The sequence below is a fragment of the Enterobacter sp. 01-M-02-SI-ECC genome (assembly GCF_047530595.1).
In the GTDB taxonomy this organism is placed as follows: Bacteria; Pseudomonadota; Gammaproteobacteria; order Enterobacterales; family Enterobacteriaceae; genus Enterobacter; species Enterobacter cloacae_M.
In genome coordinates this window covers 1-18,927 of record NZ_JBLKCZ010000003.1, presented here as the reverse complement: position 1 = coordinate 18,927, position 18,927 = coordinate 1, and the positions used below count along the sequence as shown (strand labels likewise).

The window sequence follows — 18,927 nt, the reverse complement described above, 5'->3', positions numbered from 1 at the left end:
GGCAATGCAGGACTCCGGTTTGCGGATCACTTTTTGTGGGGACGGATCGCAGGTGCTGCTTTATCAAGTACGCCGTTTACAAACTTGTGGCTGTCTTCAGCGCCGAAGGTTTTCGCCAGCTCGATCGCTTCGTTGATGGCCACTTTATACGGCACATCATCACGTTTAGACAGCTCAAACAGCGCGATACGCAACACTGCTTTTTCCACCTGACCCAGCTCTTCGAGCAGACGGGACAGGTATGGCTTCATCAGGCCATCGAGATACGCGCTATTAGTCGCCACTCCCGACAGCAGTTCACGGAAGTACAGAACGTCAACGTCTTTCACGTCCTGTTCTGACAGGAACTGGTATTCAACATCAGAGATGTCGTTCTGGGACAACTGCCAGGAGTAAAGTGCCTGGACGGCACATTCACGGGCGCGGCGACGAGCAGCAGGTTTCACGGAATTCCCCTTACAAAAAAATCAGGCCTTGATGGCTTTCAATACATTGATCATTTCAAGCGCGGTCAGTGCAGCTTCTGCACCTTTGTTACCGGCTTTGGTGCCAGCACGTTCGATGGCTTGTTCAATACTTTCGGTGGTCAGCACGCCGAACGCGACAGGAATTTCAGCATCCTGCGCAACGTGTGCCAGACCGTTGCTTGCACCGCCCGCAACGTATTCGAAGTGCGCAGTGCCGCCACGAATAACGGTACCCAGCGCAATCACCGCGTCGTATTTACCGGTTTTCGCCAGCGCGCCCGCCGCCAGCGGCAGTTCGTAAGCGCCTGGAACCCAAACAACGGTAATGTTGTCATCTTTAACCTGGCCGATGCGTTTCAGGGCGTCAATCGCACCTTCCAGCAGGCTGTCGTTGATGAAGTTGTTGAAACGCGCAATGGTGATGGCGACGCGAGCGTCCGGGGTAGCTACAGCAGCTTCAATAATGTTCATACTCTTCCTTTACGGGTTCATTTGGCCCCGCAGGGGGGCGGATTTTATCATAATACTTTGCGCACTGCTTCCCTATTTCAGGAGCAATTACGCTGTCGTTAAGTGGAGGCAGACATCCGGGCCTACCGGACGAATCTCGCTAAATTTGAGTTGCGGTGCGTCGGCCAGTTTTTCAAGGCCGGGCAGCACAAACAGGCCGCGCGCGTCGTGACCTAACAGTTTAGGCGCAACGTAAACAATCAGCTCATCCACCAGCCCGGCCTGTAAAAGCGCACCGGCGAGCGTTGGCCCCGCTTCAACCCAGATGCTGTTCACCTGCTGCTTGCCGAGCAGCATCATCAGCACCACCAGATCCAGATGACCGTTATGCTCCGGCACCATAATACTGCGCACGCCTTCCGGCCATTCGCGTGTATCTTCTTTAGTGCGGGCAATCCAGGTTTCACCCGGCTGCTGGACAATACGGTGCTCCGGCGTCACGCGGTTCTGGCTATCAATGATAATACGCAGCGGCTGACGCAGGTTCTCCTGCGGGTACAGCGCCTGAGTATCGGCATTCAGCTCGTCCCAGCGCACGGTCATGGCCGGATCGTCAGCCAGAACGGTTTCACTGCTGGTGAGAATAGCATGGCTTTGCGCGCGCAGACGTTGCACATCGAGCCTTGCCTGTGGTGACGTGATCCACTGGCTTTCGCCGTTTGCCATCGCCGTACGACCGTCCAGCGAGGCGCCCAGCTTAAGCTGAATATACGGGAACCCCGTGCGCATGCGCTTCAGAAAGCCTTTGTTGATCGCTTCCGCGTCCTGCATCATCAGCCCATGGCTGACGTCAATGCCTTCCTGCTGCAGGCGATACAGGCCGCGCCCGGCAACCTGTGGATTCGGGTCCTGCATCGCAGCGACCACGCGCGACACGCCCGCCGCAATCAGCGCTTCACAGCACGGCGGCGTACGCCCGTGATGGCTGCAGGGCTCCAGCGTGACGTAGGCTGTGGCGCCGCGCGCCTTCTCACCGGCCATGCGCAACGCATGGACCTCGGCATGCGGCTCGCCGGCACGATAGTGAAATCCTTCCCCTACGATCTCGCCATCTTTAACGATAACACACCCGACGTTCGGGTTGGGATGGGTGGTAAAACGACCGCGCTGCGCCAGCTTCATGGCTCTCGCCATGTAAATCTCATCCTGCATGAGCTTAATCCTGTAAGCGGGCGATCTCTTCGCCAAACTCTTTGATGTCTTCGAAGCTGCGGTAGACCGAGGCGAAGCGGATATAGGCGACCTTATCAAGCTTTTTCAGCTGCTCCATCACAAGGTTGCCGATCATTTTGCTCGGCACTTCACGCTCACCCAAACCACGAAGGTAAGATTTTATGTGGTTTAACGCCATCTCAACGTCATCCGCGCTGACAGGGCGTTTTTCCAGGGCCTTCAGCATCCCGCTGCGCAGTTTCTCTTCGTTAAACGGCTCGCGCACGTCGTTGCTTTTTACCACGCGCGGCATTACCAGCTCTGCAACCTCAAAGGTCGTGAAACGCTCGTTGCACACCAGACACTGCCGACGACGGCGTACGGATGACCCTTCGCCCACAAGACGAGAGTCGATGACTTTGGTATCCACAGCGGAGCAGAATGGGCAATGCATACGGTATCCCTGTTATGTGGTTAACTAATTTTCATTTTACCCTGATCTGGCCTGACAACAAAGGAAGAGCTTTTTGAGACAAAGGATCTATGTCTGACACGTTGAGGCTGGCTACCATTAAGGCGATCCGTTATTTCAAGGAAATAAACGCAATGACAAGACGTTACCTGAAGATTTTGCTGGTGGGGAGCCTCTTCACCCTTAGCGCCTGTGCACAGCAAACCGAAGTTCGCCAGATGAAACAAAGCGTCAACACGCTCAATACGGCGATGGACAAACTGAATAAAGAAACGGTGAAGATCACCCAACAAAACGCGCTGAACGCAAAATCCAGCAGCGGGGTGTATCTGCTGCCTGGTGCCAATACGCCTGCGCGGCTCAACAGCCAGATTGGCACGCTTAAAATGTCACTGGTGAACGTTGCGGCGAATGCAGATGGTACTCGCGCAACATTACGCATCCAGGGAGAATCCAACGATCCGCTTCCGGCCTTCAGTGGCACCGTCGAGTGGGGCCAGATCCAGGGCACAACCGAGAGCTATCAGGAAGTGAATGTGAAGAACCAGTTGTTCACTGCTCCCGCGAGTATACTGGCGCCCAGCGATGTTGATATCCCGCTTCAGCTGAGTGGACTCACGCCAGATCAGTTAGGTTTTATCCGCATCCACGATATCCAGCCCGCCGCGCAGTAACCCCCTCCTTCAACGGAGTGCAATGTCACTCCGCTAACATTTACATTTCGTATGGATTGGCAACATAAATGATTGCCGCTACAATCCCGCCCGTTTAAAGTACGCAAACGTGAACGCAATCGATTACGCGTGTGAGAGATATGTGAAACAACACATATTTTTGTGAGCAGGGATTCCTATAATAGGCACCGCAGAAACACGAAATATTTAGAAACGCAATTCGCGCATTTTTCACTCCCGGAAGGGAATTTCAATCAGTGGCATGATTATGAAAAAAACATTACTTGCAGCCGGCGCCGTGCTGGCACTTTCCTCCTCTTTCACTGTTAACGCAGCGGAAAACGATAAACCACAATATCTCTCCGACTGGTGGCACCAGAGCGTTAACGTCGTGGGCAGCTACCACACCCGTTTCGGACCACAGATCCGCAACGATACCTACCTGGAGTACGAAGCGTTCGCCAAGAAAGACTGGTTTGATTTCTACGGCTATATGGATGCACCGGTATTCTTCGGCGGTAACACCGACGCGAAAGGTATCTGGAACCACGGTTCCCCACTGTTCATGGAAATTGAACCACGCTTCTCTATTGATAAACTGACCGGTACCAGCCTGGCGTTTGGTCCGTTCAAAGAGTGGTACTTCGCGAACAACTACATCTACGACATGGGCCGCAATAAGTCTGGTCGCCAGAGCACCTGGTACATGGGTCTGGGTACGGACATCGATACCGGCCTGCCAATGAGCCTGTCTCTGAACGTGTATGCTAAGTACCAGTGGCAGAACTACGGCGCCGCGAACGAAAACGAGTGGGATGGCTACCGTTTCAAAGTGAAATACTTTGTGCCAATTACCCAGCTGTGGGGCGGTAACCTGAGCTATATCGGCTTCACCAACTTTGACTGGGGTTCAGATCTGGGCGACAACGACTTCCGCGACCTGAACGGTAAGAAAGCGCGCACCAACGACTCCATCGCCTCCAGCCACATCCTGGCGCTGAACTACGATCACTGGCACTACTCTGTTGTTGCGCGTTACTGGCACAACGGTGGTCAGTGGAACGACGACGCGAGCCTGAACTTCGGCAACGGCGACTTCAGCGTTCGCTCTACCGGCTGGGGTGGTTACCTGGTTGTGGGTTATAACTTCTAACCTGTGCGGGACTGTGCGGGCTGCTGCCCTCACCCTGACCCTCTCCCACAGGGAGAGGGAACAAATACTAAGAACGGCAACATACGTTGCCGTTTTGCTTTTACCTCGCCGCCAGGCTTTTTACTGCTTAACCTTCCGCAAAAAATCTGCCAGAGACCTGTCCGCACTCTCGCTAAACCGCCTCTCCGTCTGCACAATATTGAGACATCGGTCGAGCCGGAAACAGCGATAGTCATCGCGCCGTTCGCACCACGCCGCCAGCAGCCAACGCTCCCCCCAGAAGAACAATCCTAACGGCTGAACCTCACGCTGTGAGAGTTGCCCAACTTCGTCGCGGTAATGCAACGCCAGCACACGCTGAGCGGAAATTGCCTTATGAATCATGTCAAAATCGCTACGGGAGTGGCTTTGCATGCAAAAATCCGGGGCGTAGATCCGCGTCTGCTCCGCCTTTCGACGACTCTCCTCGGGCAGGATAGCCAGCACCTTCTCCTGAGCCGACTCCAGCTCGCGCGACAGCGATTCCCCTCCCCAGGTTTTGAGCAGGCGAATCGCGACGATCAGCGCCTCTGACTCCTTATTTGTCAGCATCAGCGGCGGCAGGTCAAATCCCGACATCAGCCGATATCCGCTCCCCGCCTCACCTTCCACCGGCACGCCGGAAAGCGACAGGTCGCGGATATCGCGGTAGACCGTGCGCTCGGACACGCCAAGCCGGTCCGCCAGATGCGCTGCCGTTGTCAGACGCCTGCCCCGCAGGATCTGCACAATCTGAAACAAACGGTCAGCGCGTCGGGTCATATCCTATTCCGCTCTCAGGCAGGTTGATGGAGCCCGACGCGGTTGCCCTCGCTGTCGGTAAACAATGCGATAGTGCCAATGCCATGCGGCAGTTCCAGCGGGCCAAACACGCACTCGCCGCCCGCGGAGGCTATGCGATCGAGCGTGGCCGCCAGATTGTCAGTATGCAGGTAAATAATAGCGCCCTGCAAAGACGGTGTAACGCCGTCAAATTTTGCCAGCGCCCCGCCTGTACCCGGATCCTCATGCGGGAAAACGGCCAGCTCCGCGCAGTCCATTTTCTCGCGACGCAGCGCGAACTGCATCACCGGCTCATAAAATTTGATGGCGCGATCCATATCCGCGACCGGAATTTCAAACCAGTTAATGACGCTTTTCATACATCCTCCTGACTGTTGTTTGGGTTCAGAAGGAGTCTACGAGAGGGCTCCTGACAGCATACTGTCAGGAGTGTTTGTCAGGAGCAGATAAAAAAAATCCCGGTCAACCGACCGGGATTTCGATAACGCGCTAAACGTCGCCTTACGGCAGAATGGACGGCTGATCCGCCCCTTCTTTCTCGACTTTCTGCTGGAGCAGGTGCTCGCGCTTCATGCCGAGTTTCAGTGCCAGAGCGGACGCGACGTAGATAGACGACGCCGTACCGATGGTGACACCGATCAGCATGGTCAGCGAGAAGCCTTCCAGTACCGGACCACCGAAGAGGAACAGCATCAGGATCACCATCAGGGTGGTACCGGATGTGATCAGGGTACGGTGCAGCGTCTGGGTCAACGACACGTTAAAGATTTCGTACGGCGTACCGCGACGGATCTTACGGAAGTTTTCACGGATACGGTCAGATACCACGATACTGTCGTTCAGTGAGTAACCGATAACGGACATCAGGGATGCCACAATCGTCAGGTCAATCTCAATGTGGAACAGCGACAGTATGCCCATGGTGATCACCACGTCGTGCGCCAGAGCGATAACCACACCGGCCGCCAGTCGCCACTCAAAGCGGAAACCGACGTATACCAGAATGGAGATCAGCGCCACCAGCAGCGCCATCGCACCGGTCTGCGCCAGATCAGCACCCACGCTTGGGCCGACGAACTCAATACGCTTGACCGCCGCGTTCTGGCTGGTTGTTTCGTTAATCACGCTAACAACCTTGCTGCCCAGCTCCTGGCTGCCGTTGGCATCGTGCACCGGTGGCATACGCACCATGATGTCGCGGCTGCTGCCGAAGTTCTGCAGCAGCGGCTCTTCAAAGCCCGCTTTCTGCAGCGATTCTCGCATCTGGTCCATATCGACCGGTTTTTCCAGGGAGATTTCAATTACCGTACCACCGGTAAAATCGAGCCCCCAGTTAAAGCCTTTCACGCCCATAATGACGATGGACAGAATCAGCAGGAAACCTGAAATGCCGAAGGCCCAGTAGTCCCAGCGCATAAAGTCCCAGACTTTACGGCCGTGGTTCAATTGTTCAACAGTATATTCCTGTGCCACAACGCACTCCTCAGATAGACAGCTTTTTGACGCGCTTGCCGCCGTACAGCAGGTTCACGATGGCACGGGTGCCGACAATAGCGGTAAACATTGACGTTGCGACACCGATACCGGTTGTAATCGCAAAGCCTTTGATAGCGCCGGTACCCACTGCATACAGGATAAGAACCTTGATCAGTGTTGTTACGTTCGCATCGAAGATAGAGCTGAACGCGCCTTTATAACCTTCGTCAATCGCCTGCTGAACAGAACGACCGTTGCTCAACTCTTCTTTGATACGTTCGTTAATCAGTACGTTGGCGTCGACCGCCACCGCAAGGGTCAGAACGATACCCGCAATACCCGGCATGGTCAGCGTCGCCCCCGGCAGCAGGGACATGATGCCGATAATCAGCACCAGGTTCGCAATCAGCGCAGAGGTCGCAATCAGACCAAACTTCTTATAGAAGAAGATCATGAACAGAATAGAGACCACCAGACCGGCCAGACACGCTTCCAGGCCCTGCTGAATGTTTTGCATACCCAGAGTTGGACCAATGGTACGTTCTTCAACAATCTGAATTGGCGCAATCAGCGCACCGGCACGCAGCAGCAGGGAGAGCTGACGCGCTTCGTTCGGGTTGTTGATGCCGGTAATACGGAAGCTGTTACCCAGACGAGACTGGATATTGGCGATGTTAATCACCTCTTCCTCTTTCACCAGCACAGCACGACCGTTTGCATCTTTCTTACCGCTGTCTTTGTACTCCACGAACAGGGTTGCCATCGGTTTACCGATGTTGTCCTTGGTGAAGTTAGACATGATGTTACCACCCGCGCTATCGAGCGAGATGTTAACCTGCGGCTGGTTGTATTCGTCCTGGCTCGACGTGGAGTCGGTGATGTGATCACCGGTCAGAATCACGCGTTTGTACAGCACAACTGGCTGACCTTCGCGGGTCTGTTTCACTTCGGAGTCACCCGGAATACGGCCAGAAGCGGCAGCAGACTGGTCAACATTGGTATTCACCAGACGGAATTCCAGGGTTGCTGTCGCACCCAGAATCTCTTTCGCACGCGCGGTGTCCTGAATACCCGGCAGTTCAACCACGATACGGTCAGCACCCTGACGCTGTACCAGCGGCTCGGCCACACCCAGCTGGTTTACACGGTTACGCAGAATGTTGATGTTCTGCTGAACGGCATATTCACGCGCTTCTTTCAGGCGCGCATCGGTCATCACCGCACGCAGCTGGTTGCTGCCCTGCGAGGAGATCACCAGGTCACGGTGACGTTGAGTCAGATAATCTACAGCCTGATCGCGCGCCGCGCTGTCGCGGAACGTGATGCTCATGCCGTAGTTATCTTCTTTACGCACGGTGGTGTAAGCGATGCCTTTATCACGCAGATCGCTGCGCAGGCTGTCGATATTCTGTTCCTGCAGCTTGCCGAGCGCGGTATCCATATCCACTTCCATCAGGAAGTGGACGCCGCCACGCAGGTCAAGACCGAGTTTCATTGGCTCTGCTTTCATCGCAGCCAGCCAACGCGGGGTTGCAGGGGCAAGGTTAAGCGCCACGACGTATTTGTCACCCAGCACGCCCATCAGCGCTTCGCGAGCGCGGAGCTGCGTGTCGGTGGTGTCGAAGCGAGCAAGAATTGCACCCTCTTCCAGAGCCACAGACTTAGCGGTAATTTTTTCTTCTTGTAACGTTTTCTGGACCTGGATCAGCGTTTGCTCACTGGCGGCGACACCGCGCGCGCCAGTGATTTGAACAGCCGGATCCTCACCATACAGGTTGGGAAGCGCGTACAGCAGGCCGACGAGAATCACGACGACCAGCATGATGTACTTCCACAAAGGATAACGGTTTAACACGGCAGTTCCCTTTGGGAAAAGTTGGGATTACAGCGCCTTCATGGTGCCTTTCGGCAGAACGGCAGCTACGAAGTCACGTTTGATGACCACTTCAGTGGTGTCGTTCAGGGCGATAGCAATGTAGCCATTTTCAGCCACTTTGGTTACGCGACCCACCAGACCACCGTTAGTCAGTACTTCATCGCCTTTCGCAATGGAGTTCATCAGGTTTTTGTGCTCTTTGGTGCGCTTCTGCTGTGGACGCAGGATCATGAAGTAGAAGATCAGACCGAACACAACCAGCATCAGAATCAGAGACATCGGGCTGCCCTGCGCTGGAGCACCTGTTGCCGCTACCGCATCAGAAATAAAAAAGCTCATTCAAATTCCCTCATTATTAAAATTAATCAACGTTCAACGGTGGAACATCCCGCCCCTGACGTTGGTAGAAATCGGTCACGAAGCTCTCTAATTTACCCTCTTCGATAGCCTTACGTAAACCAGCCATTAAGCGCTGATAATAACGAAGATTATGAATGGTATTGAGACGCGCGCCCAAAATCTCGTTGCAACGATCGAGATGATGCAGGTACGCGCGAGAATAATTGCGACAGGTATAGCAATCGCACTCGGAATCGAGCGGGCTGGTGTCACTCTTATGCTTCGCGTTACGGATTTTCACCACGCCATCGGTAACGAACAAATGGCCGTTACGCGCGTTGCGGGTTGGCATGACGCAGTCGAACATATCAATGCCGCGGCGTACGCCTTCAACCAGATCTTCTGGTTTACCCACGCCCATCAGGTATCGTGGTTTATCCGCCGGGATTTGCGGGCAGACATGCTCCAGAATGCGGTGCATGTCTTCCTTCGGCTCACCCACAGCCAAACCGCCGACAGCGTAGCCATCAAAACCTATCTCTACCAGACCTTTAACAGAGATATCGCGTAAATCTTCGTAAACGCTGCCCTGGATAATGCCGAACAGCGCATTTTTGTTCTGCAGGGAGTCAAAACGATCACGGCTACGCTTCGCCCAGCGCAGAGACATCTCCATGGAGCGTTTTGCGTAGTCCCAGTCAGCAGGATACGGCGTACATTCGTCGAAGATCATCACGATGTCAGAGCCGAGATCGTACTGAATCTCCATCGATTTTTCGGGATCGAGGAAAATCGGATCGCCGTTGATCGGGTTACGAAAGTGTACGCCCTGCTCGGTGATCTTGCGGATATCGCCCAGGCTGAAGACCTGGAAGCCGCCGGAGTCGGTCAGGATTGGGCCTTTCCACTGCATGAAATCGTGCAGGTCGCCGTGGAGCTTCATGATCTCCTGACCCGGACGCAGCCACAGGTGGAAGGTGTTGCCGAGGATAATCTGTGCGCCAGTGGCTTCTACTTCTTCCGGCGTCATCCCTTTTACGGTGCCGTACGTGCCCACAGGCATAAACGCGGGGGTTTCCACCACGCCGCGATCAAACACCAGTCGACCGCGACGCGCGCGGCCATCGGTGGTATCGAGTTCAAATTTCATTTTTTCTCCGACGTCAGAAAAACAGTCCAACGTTGTAAAACGGTGCCGCGGACTTATTCCCCGACACGCTCATTCAAAGCCAGCGGATTGTACGTGATAAACATCGCGTCCCCGTAGCTAAAAAAGCGATATTTTTGTTCTACCGCAGACTTGTAGGCCGCCATCGTATGCTGATAACCGGCAAATGCCGACACCAGCATAATCAGCGTTGATTCAGGCAGATGGAAGTTGGTCACCAGCGCGTCAATCACTTTGTACTGATAGCCCGGGTAGATAAAGATCTGCGTATCGCCAAAGAACGGCTCGATAAGATCGCTCTTTGCGGCCTGCGCGGCGCTCTCGAGTGAGCGCACGGACGTTGTACCGACCGCCACGACGCGGCTGCCGCGCGCTTTCGCCGCCAGGACCGCGTCCACCACATCCTGAGGCACTTCAGCATACTCAGAGTGCATGATGTGATCTTCAATGCTGTCCACGCGCACCGGCTGGAAGGTTCCCGCCCCGACGTGCAGCGTCACGAACGCCATCTCAATGCCCTTCGCGCGCAGTTTCTCCAGCAGCGGCTCATCAAAATGCAGGCCCGCGGTCGGCGCAGCGACGGCGCCAGGCTTCTGGCTGTAGACGGTCTGGTACAGCTCGCGGTCAGCCTCTTCGTCCGGACGCTCAATATACGGCGGCAGCGGCATGTGGCCGATGGCGTTCAGGATATCGAGCACCGTGCGTTCGTCGTTGAACTCCACCTCGAACAGCGCGTCGTGGCGCGCGGTCATGGTCGCCTTGATGCTCTCATCATCGCCCAGCAGCAGCTCCGCGCCCGGCTTTGGCGCCTTAGATGCGCGAATATGTGCCAGAATACGTTTATCATCGAGCATACGTTCGACCAGCACTTCAATCTTGCCGCCGCTGGCTTTGCGGCCGAACAGGCGCGCCGGGATCACGCGGGTATTGTTAAAGACCAGCAGATCGCCAGGGTTGAGCTTGTCGAGCAAATCGGTGAAAGTACCGTGCGTCAGCTCGCCCGTTGGCCCATCCAGTGACAGTAAGCGACAGCTGCTGCGCTCAGGCATGGGATAGTGAGCAATCAGGGATTCAGGTAGTTCAAAGGAGAAATCGGCGACGCGCATGACGTATACTCGTGACTTAAAAACAGGCGGCATAGTCTAGTGCTCACACCCTTTTGCTGCAACAACTAGCCGCCCCCGGACAAAAAAACGCATGAATTTTCTCGCTCACCTGCATCTCGCACACCTCGCTGACAGCTCCCTTTCCGGCAATTTGCTGGCCGATTTCGTACGCGGCAACCCCGCTGAGGACTATTCCCCTGAGGTTGTCGACGGGATTTTTATGCACCGCCGCATCGACGTGCTGACGGATAAGCTGCCGGAAGTGACGGAAGCCAAAGCGTGGTTTCGCCCTGAAACGCGCCGCGTTGCGCCGATCACGCTCGACGTGATGTGGGACCACTTTCTGTCGCGCCACTGGGAACAGCTGTCGCCGGAGATGCCCTTGCCGGCGTTTGTGCGCTATGCCCACCAGCAGGTGTCGATCATTCTGCCCGACTCGCCGCCGCGCTTTGTGAATCTGAATAACTATTTATGGTCGGAACGCTGGCTGGAGCGCTATCGCGAGATGGATTTCATCCAGAATGTGCTGAACGGGATGGCGAGCCGCCGACCGCGACTGGATGCGCTGCGGGACTCCTGGTATGACCTGGATGAACATTACGATGCGCTGGAAGCGCGTTTCTGGCAGTTTTACCCGCGCATGATGGCGCAGGCGAAAAACAAACAGCTCTGACAGAATTCGTATTGATAGGTAAAAGCTGGCGGAACGATTGTCACCACCTCTTTGTCTTATCCATGAACACTCTCTATACTGGCTCGCGTTGCGTTCCAAATAACCTTAGTATCTACAGGAGAATCATATGGTTCTGGTAACTCGTCCGGCTCCGGATTTTACAGCTGCAGCAGTTCTGGGCAACGGTGAAATCGTTGAAAACTTCAACTTCAAACAGCACACCAACGGTAAAGCGACCGTTCTGTTCTTCTGGCCAATGGACTTCACTTTCGTTTGCCCGTCTGAGCTGATTGCCTTCGACAAACGTTATGAAGAATTCCAGAAGCGTGGCGTGGAAGTTGTTGGCGTCTCCTTCGACTCTGAATTTGTACACAACGCATGGCGTAACACCCCTGTCGACAAAGGCGGCATCGGTGCGGTGAAATACGCAATGGTTGCGGACATCAAACGCGAAATCCAGCAGGCTTACGGTATCGAACATCCGGACGCTGGCGTTGCGCTGCGCGGTTCCTTCCTGATCGACGCTAACGGCATCGTTCGTCACCAGGTTGTGAACGATCTGCCGCTGGGTCGTAACATCGACGAAATGCTGCGCATGGTTGACGCGCTGCAGTTCCACGAAGAGCACGGCGAAGTGTGCCCGGCTCAGTGGGAAAAAGGTAAAGAAGGCATGAACGCGTCTCCAGACGGCGTTGCTAAATACCTGTCTGAGAACGTATCCAGCCTGTAATCGGCACGGTTTACGAAAAAGGCCCGCTTATGCGGGCCTTTTTTTATGCCTTACGCTGCGTCTCTCGCCAGATGCGCCAGGCCATGCCCGCCAGCAGAATCACCCCCGCAATCAGCACGCCCCATACCAGCAGCGTGTTCATCCTGCTCTCCCGCTCGGCCGCGGAGGTAGCGGTCAGACGCCCCTCGCCGCCTAATGCGACATTATCCTGAATATCGGCCTGCGGCAGGTTCGCCATATCATAGGTCTTGCGCAGATCGGCCGGGATCAGCATATCGGGCTCCAGGCTGGCAGGCTTCGCGGCGCCGTTGCCCCAGGCGAGCACGTACGGCGCTTTCCCCTGCGCGTTGAACACCAGGTCATAGCGGTCGCGATGTCCCGTGACGCTCGGCAGGTATTCCGGCAGACGCGCATTCAGCGTCGTGATTTTCACGGCCTGCACCAGCCCCCCGTGAAGCGAAACCGGTGGCGACGTTTTTCCCTCAAGACGGTAAAGGACCTCTTTCTTCAGGGGGTGCCATGCGTCTTTCTCCGTACTCCGCCACGCTATCTCCACGGGAAGGACGCCATCGCCGTTCAGTGAAATGCTGACAGCACTCAGCGGCTGCGGTCGCGCCCAGTGCCACTGCGCTTCGCTTGTCGATAGCTGTTCCCCTTCGCCCTCAAGGTCGACCGCTTCCGGGGCCGCCTGGGCAGGTGCGCTGATTGCGTTTACGCCGGTCAGGGTTATCCCCTGGCTCTGCGCGTTCAGCACCACCATGAGATAGCGATTCGCATCGGGAGATAAAACCGCATCGGTATCGATCCGATCGAGCTTAAGACGATCCTGGCCGCTGACGACGTCCAGCAAGGGCATATCCTCGCGCAGGGTATACCAGCGCTTAAGATCCTCGCTGTAATAGACCGACGCCGTTCCCTGCCACGGCGTCTGCGGAGTATTCCAGAGCAGCTGCAGCTGGGATATGGCGATCTCGCCCGTCGCCTTTTCCGGCAGGGTCAGCAGATAATGTTGCCCGGCTGCGGCGGCTTTTTGCCCCTCCAGCACAATTTCAACGCCGTTTCCCGAACGAAGCAGGATCTTATCGCTGTCACCGGATCCTTGCGAAGCCGCAAGCGGCGAGGCGTCCAGCGGGAAGAGGCGCAGCGAAGTGGATTGCGCTGGCGTCTGCGGACGCGTCGCGCTGACCAGGCTGAAGGGAACCGGCTCGCCCGACTGGTTAAAGACGCGGACATCATGCAGATCCGGCGACGTACTTTGCTCATAGACGGCGAGCGGCAGCAGCACCCGATACCACTGGGAGGGAACCGACGTATCCAGTGAAAGACCAAAGGCATAGTCCCGGGGCGATTCCGTTTGTCCCTCGTCGCAGAACGCCCGGCCGGAAAGCGCCAGCAGCGCGGTACAGGCTACCGCTTTCATCCATTTCATTTTTCATCTCCTGTTTTGGGCGGTAGCGGTGAGAAATACCCCACGATCAGAACCAGTATCGCCACGCCGATAAACGCCACCGCGCGCGACAAACCGCCTCCGCCCGCGCTGTCCACCAGCATCAGTTTAACCATCACCACGCCCAGCAGTGCGGCACCGCAGAGCCACTCCTGCCGGGAAGCCCGACGGGTGGCATGGATCATGACCACCAGCGCGCTCAGCATCCAGAACAGGGCAAAACTGGTCTGGATAAGCCGCGAATCCCACAGCGATGCCATATTCCAGGCCACGTCGCCGTACCAGGCCAGGGCGCGCATCAACGCACCGTTTAGCCACCAGAAGCCAAACGCCATAATCGCGACGGCGGGCCACGGACGCGCTTGCGCAAGCCATGCCGGATAGTAGCGTTCTACCGCCCGATAAAAGACGACCAGCCCCAGCAGCGCGAACGCCGCGCCTTCCTCAAGCGGGTTTACCAGCGGCAGCCAGGTCTGACGATAGACCACGCCGTCCTGGAAATTGGTCACCACCAGCAGTACCAGCAGCGCCACGACGGCAGGGATCGGCGCCAGGCAGGCGTAGAGCGCAGGCCACTCCCGGAACGGCCACACGCGACGCCGTACGGCTGCAGAAAGCGCCATAATCACCCCGCCGCCTGCGGCCATCGCTAATCCGCTGCCCCAGGCCGCCATGCCCCACGGCAACGACCGGGCAAACCAGTAAAGCTCCGCGGCCAGCGCCAGCAAAATCATCCAGAACAGCGACAGATGCAGCCCCATCGCGATGCGCGGCAGGAGTCTTTCACCGTCGCGCCGCAGCAGCATCAGCGCGGCAGGAAGCGCAACGCACCAGGCGAGATTTGACCAGCCAGCGGCAACGATCTGCTGGTGCCAGAGCTGATAACCCACCATCAGCAGCATAACCGGCCACAGCAGCCATTTGCTGGCATCCAGCTCCCGCCACGCCAGGCGAGCAGCCGCCAGCCGCCAGCCACAGACCGATGCCGCCGTCAGCGCCAGCACGCCCGCCAGAATCGGTAATTCCTTCGTCAGTGCCAGCCGCGATGCACCCAATAGCGCCACGAGCCAGAACAGCAGCCCGCCTGCCAGCAGCGCCCAGCTGACCGGCAGAAAGAGAGTCCGCCACAGCCAGGCCGCAGCCAGCCAGCAAAGACTGAGGATGGTGAAGATCAGCAGCAGGCTCAGGGACGTAACGCCGTTCGTTTGCGCCCACAGCGCGCTGCCGAGCGCCAGCACCAGCAGCGCCGTCCCGCTATAGCTCATGCGACGCTGGTTCTGCTGTACGCCCAGCCAGAGGATACCCAGCCCTTCCAGCGCCCAGGCCATCGCCGTCCAGCGCGCCGACAGCGCCAGCGGAATGGCGAGCGTGGCAAATCCGCCGCCGATTGCCAGCGCCGCCATGACCAGAGGTCGCCCGATAGAGGGATAGCGCCGCAGCGCAAGGAACGCGAGGGTAAGATAGAATGCACCGTAGCCCAGCGCGCTCAGGGCCGGTCCATATTCCCAGTGCCGGGTCATGCCGTACTGCATCCCGAAACCGATCAGCGGCGGAGCAAACAGCAGCACGCCGTCAATAATTTGCTTCCCTTTCTCCTGCGCCCGCAGCGACAGCACCACGCTCAGGACGCCGAATATCAGCGTATTGGCAATCAGGAACAGCTGGCAGACCCAATAGTCTTCAGGCTGGTAGTCATTCAGCCCCCACAGGCCGCCCACGCCGAACGTAAACAGTAGCCCGAGCAGATTCAGCTCGCGCCAGTGCTGCCAGATGCTGATAGCGAGAATGCCGATGGAAAGCAGGAGATAGAAAGAGAACAGCGCCACAAAGCTGCCGCCCCCGGTAGATAAGAGCAGCGGCGCAAGATACCCGCCGAGGCTCGCCAGCATGGCCAGGCTCAGCGCCTTCTGCAGCACCGCCAGCCCGACGCTCGCCGCGCATATCACCACCAGTAGCGCAAAGGCCAGCGTCATCGGCAGCATTTGCCAGAGCCGAAAGGCACCAAACACCGTCAGGTAGAGCACGCCGGTCGCCCCGCCCTGGAGGATCAGCGCATAGACACGCTGCCTGTGCCGCAGCCGCCACCCGACCGCCAGCAGGACGATGGCAAACAGCGCCGTTGCCACGAGGCGCAGCTCAAGCGGGAACAGGGAATGTTCCACGGTATAGCGCAGCAGGAATGAAAGACCGAGGAAGAGCAGCAGGATCCCAAGCTTCGCCAGCGGGTTACCCTGCATAAACCAGCGCACCAGCGACGTCAGGATGCCGCCAAAGGCAGAAGGCTGTTTTGCCGCAGGCGTCGGGGCCGGAGCGGGTTCTGCCACGGCAGCGGGAGTATCGGAACGCCAGGGGTCGACAGGCGCGGGAGCATCTTCAACCACCGGCGCGGTCACGACCGCCGGAGCGGCAGACTGCACCGGCTCTGGCGCTATCTCATTCGCGCCGCGCTGTTCAAGCGCCTCAATGCGCTGGCGTAGCCGGGCGATCTCCTGTCGAGCCGCCGTACTTCGGTTAAAGCCGATAACCGCAAGCACGGGTGCCACCACCAGCGCAAATACCAGGAACAAACAGCCAAGGATGTAAAGCTCGTCCATGTTTCCACCTTCACCGTAAACGATCCGTTAAGGTTGACACAAATAGTTGCATTTGCGCCATCTTAAAAGGTGGAAACATTAGCAGGTCTTAGCTGCCAAACCAGATTGTCGCGGATACCGCAGGCAGCGCCAGCACGCCGTCCTGTATCGTTGCCTTGCCCTCTTTATTCTTCCACGCCGCCACCTTCAGCAGCGGTGAATCATCCAGCACCACTTCGCAGGCTTCGCCCCGGTTAATGGCCACCAGCACGCGCTGCTGATTGTAGACGCGAGCAAACACCACCACGTTATCGTGGGCATACACCACCTGACAGCCGCCGTAGCGAAGGGCGAGACTCTGCTTACGCAGCTTCGCCAGCCGCTGATACAGGCTGAACAGCACCTTGTCCTGCTTCTCTGGCTCCCACGGGAAGGTTTTCCGGCAGAACGGATCGTTGTTGCCGTCCAGCCCCACTTCGTCTCCATAATAGATGCACGGCACGCCCGGCCAGGTGAAGAGCCAGGTCACCGCCAGCGGCAGACGCGCCACATCCTTGCCGAGCAGGGATTTAAAGCGGGCGGTATCGTGGCTATCGAGCTGGTTGAACATCCGCAGCTGCTGCTGATGAGACAGACCGGCGCGATAGTTCTCCATCCACGCCATGCAGGTTTCAGCGTCGATATGATTCGGATCGTAGGAGATGTCGGTGTTAGCGAGGAATCCCCACAGCGGGAAGGTAAAGCCGCGATAGTTCATCGCCGCATCTTCCGCATCGTTCTGCAGCCACTGGCGCGCGTCGCCAAAGTGCTCGCCAAAGACGAACGCCTCTGGCTGGGCCGCTTTTGCCGAGCGCGTAATCCCGGCGACGTGCTGAAGGTTATTCCGCGCCCCGCCCGCTTCGCCGAGCATATGCACTACGTCCAGACGCCAGCCGTCCATATTCCACGGCGCCTTCAGCCAGTGACGGACGATGCTGTCTTCACCGCCGTAGATTTCATTCACGAGCGTTGGCGACTGGAAATCCAGCTTCGGCAGGCTGGCGTAACCCAGCCAGTCCAGCGCGCGGCCCTCCTCGTTAAAGCTGTACCAGTCGCGCTGCGGCGACTCCGGGTTATGACATGCCCCGCCCATCGACTGGTTATGACGGTCAAACCAGGCGTGCGAATCTCCGCTGTGGTTGAACACGCCGTCCAGAATCAGGCGCATGCCTTCGTTTTGGGTGTTCTTACGCAGGCGCAGCAGCGCCTCGTCACCACCAAACTGCGCGTCAACGTGGCGATAATCTTCGGTATCGTATTTGTGCACGCTCGGGGCTTTAAACACCGGGTTGAGATACAGCGCCGTCACGCCGAGCTTTTTCAGATACGGCAGCTTTTCGCTGATGCCGTCGAGATCGCCGCCGTAAAAAGTGGATCCGCCCGCCTGCGCGGTTAAGGGCTCATCCCACTCTTTCAGGATAATGTCGTGGCCCGCCGCATGGTGGTGATAGATCTTATCCTGGTCGGCAGTGCGTTTTTCGCTGCGCGCAAAACGGTCAGGGAAAATCTGGTAAAACACCTGATCGTTAACCCACTGCGGGCCGTTATCCGGGTAATCGACCGCGAACTGCTCCAGCCGTGCGGGCGGGAAACGGCTAAACCCCTGCGGGGTAAACCACAGCTGGCGGTTATTCCACAGCAGTTTGAAGCTGTAGCGGCGACGCGGCTGCCCGCTGCTCAGGTCGATATTTGCTCGCCACGCCGTTATGCCCGGCTGCGGCTGGCTGCGCAGCTTGTGCATTTTCAACCCGGTCTCTTCGTTATCTATTTCGGCGCGGAGCGTCACGCGTTCAGGCTGATTTTCCCCCGCCAGCCAGAACGTAATCACAAGGTTGTCTTTGTTTTGCTTAACAAATGGGGCAACCGGAAGGTGCCAGGCGTTTAACATCACGAATCCCCTTTGATGAAATTGACGTCACCTTGCCACAGGGTGGTTAAGGATAGCTCACCATGACGTGATTTATTGGGGGAGGAGGACGGGGGAGGAGGTAATAATGCCCGCACGGACGACTCCCTCTCCCTTGAGGGAGAGGGCTGGGGTGAGGGGGAAACATGCGGCTATTGGGGTAATTCCGTTCACTTCATGTTCCTTGCTACTCTGTAATGCCATGGCCTGTGAACGTGCCAGGGCGGCTCAGTCGCCACCACCCTGGCGACCCGGGCTCCCGGCGGTAAATCGCCGCTTCGCGGTGCCCTCAGCTTATTCCTTCAGGCTATCGGGTCGGGCATGAGCCTGCATCCATGCAGGCC

18 protein-coding genes are annotated in these 18,927 nt (G+C 57.2%); 4 read left to right on the top strand and 14 right to left on the bottom strand.

Annotation, left to right across the window (positions count from 1 at the left end; genetic code table 11):
* Positions 1–26 precede the first annotated feature (26 nt).
* The 4 genes from nusB to nrdR all read right to left on the bottom strand — a co-directional run bounded on the left by nusB (position 27) and on the right by nrdR (position 2,583).
* On the bottom strand, positions 27–446 hold the full coding sequence (gene nusB, locus ACMWLG_RS05765) for a transcription antitermination factor NusB (RefSeq protein WP_024906809.1): 420 nt from the start codon (positions 444–446) through the stop codon (positions 27–29).
* 21 nt (positions 447–467) lie between these two features.
* Positions 468–938 (bottom strand): 6,7-dimethyl-8-ribityllumazine synthase, encoded by a 471-nt coding sequence (ribE, locus tag ACMWLG_RS05760; protein ID WP_006176874.1) that lies wholly within the window; start codon positions 936–938, stop codon positions 468–470.
* An 87-nt stretch (positions 939–1,025) separates the two neighbouring features.
* Positions 1,026–2,129, bottom strand: a complete 1,104-nt coding sequence (gene ribD / locus ACMWLG_RS05755) for a bifunctional diaminohydroxyphosphoribosylaminopyrimidine deaminase/5-amino-6-(5-phosphoribosylamino)uracil reductase RibD (protein WP_045400663.1) — start codon at positions 2,127–2,129, stop codon at positions 1,026–1,028.
* 4 nt (positions 2,130–2,133) lie between these two features.
* Positions 2,134–2,583: a transcriptional regulator NrdR gene (gene nrdR / locus ACMWLG_RS05750; RefSeq protein ID WP_008503337.1), complete on the bottom strand. Its 450-nt coding sequence runs from the start codon at positions 2,581–2,583 to the stop codon at positions 2,134–2,136.
* A gap of 152 nt (positions 2,584–2,735) precedes the next feature.
* Between nrdR and ACMWLG_RS05745 the strand changes: the two genes are divergently transcribed.
* Both ACMWLG_RS05745 and ACMWLG_RS05740 read left to right on the top strand, forming a co-directional pair.
* Positions 2,736–3,275, top strand: coding sequence for a DUF3251 domain-containing protein (locus ACMWLG_RS05745; RefSeq protein ID WP_023310555.1), 540 nt, complete (start codon positions 2,736–2,738; stop codon positions 3,273–3,275).
* 268 nt (positions 3,276–3,543) lie between these two features.
* Entirely contained in the window at positions 3,544–4,428 is an 885-nt protein-coding gene (locus ACMWLG_RS05740; RefSeq protein ID WP_025756198.1) for a nucleoside-specific channel-forming protein Tsx, read from the top strand.
* Between the two features lie 120 nt (positions 4,429–4,548).
* Here the strand turns inward: ACMWLG_RS05740 and ACMWLG_RS05735 are convergent, their stop codons facing one another.
* The 7 genes from ACMWLG_RS05735 to queA all read right to left on the bottom strand — a co-directional run bounded on the left by ACMWLG_RS05735 (position 4,549) and on the right by queA (position 11,215).
* The gene (locus tag ACMWLG_RS05735; protein ID WP_045400660.1) at positions 4,549–5,229 is read right to left on the bottom strand and encodes a helix-turn-helix transcriptional regulator; all 681 of its coding nucleotides are present in this window, start codon (positions 5,227–5,229) and stop codon (positions 4,549–4,551) included.
* A gap of 14 nt (positions 5,230–5,243) precedes the next feature.
* Positions 5,244–5,609: a VOC family protein gene (locus ACMWLG_RS05730; protein WP_045400656.1), complete on the bottom strand. Its 366-nt coding sequence runs from the start codon at positions 5,607–5,609 to the stop codon at positions 5,244–5,246.
* Positions 5,610–5,751: 142 nt separating this feature from the next.
* The gene (gene secF, locus ACMWLG_RS05725; RefSeq protein ID WP_008503342.1) at positions 5,752–6,723 is read right to left on the bottom strand and encodes a protein translocase subunit SecF; all 972 of its coding nucleotides are present in this window, start codon (positions 6,721–6,723) and stop codon (positions 5,752–5,754) included.
* Positions 6,724–6,733: 10 nt separating this feature from the next.
* The gene (secD, locus tag ACMWLG_RS05720) at positions 6,734–8,581 is read right to left on the bottom strand and encodes a protein translocase subunit SecD (RefSeq protein WP_071957349.1); all 1,848 of its coding nucleotides are present in this window, start codon (positions 8,579–8,581) and stop codon (positions 6,734–6,736) included.
* Between the two features lie 27 nt (positions 8,582–8,608).
* On the bottom strand, positions 8,609–8,941 hold the full coding sequence (gene yajC / locus ACMWLG_RS05715; protein ID WP_003859109.1) for a preprotein translocase subunit YajC: 333 nt from the start codon (positions 8,939–8,941) through the stop codon (positions 8,609–8,611).
* A 22-nt stretch (positions 8,942–8,963) separates the two neighbouring features.
* Positions 8,964–10,091 carry a tRNA guanosine(34) transglycosylase Tgt gene (gene tgt / locus ACMWLG_RS05710; protein ID WP_003859110.1) on the bottom strand — a complete coding sequence of 376 codons (1,128 nt, stop codon included), beginning with the start codon at positions 10,089–10,091 and terminating at the stop codon, positions 8,964–8,966.
* A 53-nt stretch (positions 10,092–10,144) separates the two neighbouring features.
* Complete coding sequence (queA, locus tag ACMWLG_RS05705; protein WP_045400651.1) at positions 10,145–11,215, bottom strand: tRNA preQ1(34) S-adenosylmethionine ribosyltransferase-isomerase QueA; 1,071 nt, start codon at positions 11,213–11,215, stop codon at positions 10,145–10,147.
* Positions 11,216–11,306: 91 nt separating this feature from the next.
* Here queA and acpH point away from each other — a divergent pair, with 91 nt between their 5' ends.
* Together acpH and ACMWLG_RS05695 are read left to right on the top strand one after the other, a co-directional pair.
* Positions 11,307–11,888 carry an ACP phosphodiesterase gene (acpH, locus tag ACMWLG_RS05700; RefSeq protein WP_023310549.1) on the top strand — a complete coding sequence of 194 codons (582 nt, stop codon included), beginning with the start codon at positions 11,307–11,309 and terminating at the stop codon, positions 11,886–11,888.
* 127 nt (positions 11,889–12,015) lie between these two features.
* A complete protein-coding gene (locus ACMWLG_RS05695) occupies positions 12,016–12,618 on the top strand; it encodes a peroxiredoxin (RefSeq protein ID WP_014168840.1) in 603 nt (200 codons plus the stop codon).
* 43 nt (positions 12,619–12,661) lie between these two features.
* Here the strand turns inward: ACMWLG_RS05695 and ACMWLG_RS05690 are convergent, their stop codons facing one another.
* The 3 genes from ACMWLG_RS05690 to malZ form a co-directional block, all read right to left on the bottom strand.
* Positions 12,662–14,047, bottom strand: a complete 1,386-nt coding sequence (locus ACMWLG_RS05690) for a DUF3999 domain-containing protein (protein ID WP_045400648.1) — start codon at positions 14,045–14,047, stop codon at positions 12,662–12,664.
* The gene (locus tag ACMWLG_RS05685; RefSeq protein ID WP_045400645.1) at positions 14,044–16,659 is read right to left on the bottom strand and encodes a DUF2339 domain-containing protein; all 2,616 of its coding nucleotides are present in this window, start codon (positions 16,657–16,659) and stop codon (positions 14,044–14,046) included. The genes ACMWLG_RS05690 and ACMWLG_RS05685 overlap by 4 nt, the downstream gene beginning before the upstream one ends.
* Positions 16,660–16,747: 88 nt before the next feature.
* Positions 16,748–18,565: a maltodextrin glucosidase gene (gene malZ / locus ACMWLG_RS05680; RefSeq protein ID WP_045400642.1), complete on the bottom strand. Its 1,818-nt coding sequence runs from the start codon at positions 18,563–18,565 to the stop codon at positions 16,748–16,750.
* Positions 18,566–18,927: the final 362 nt, after the last annotated feature.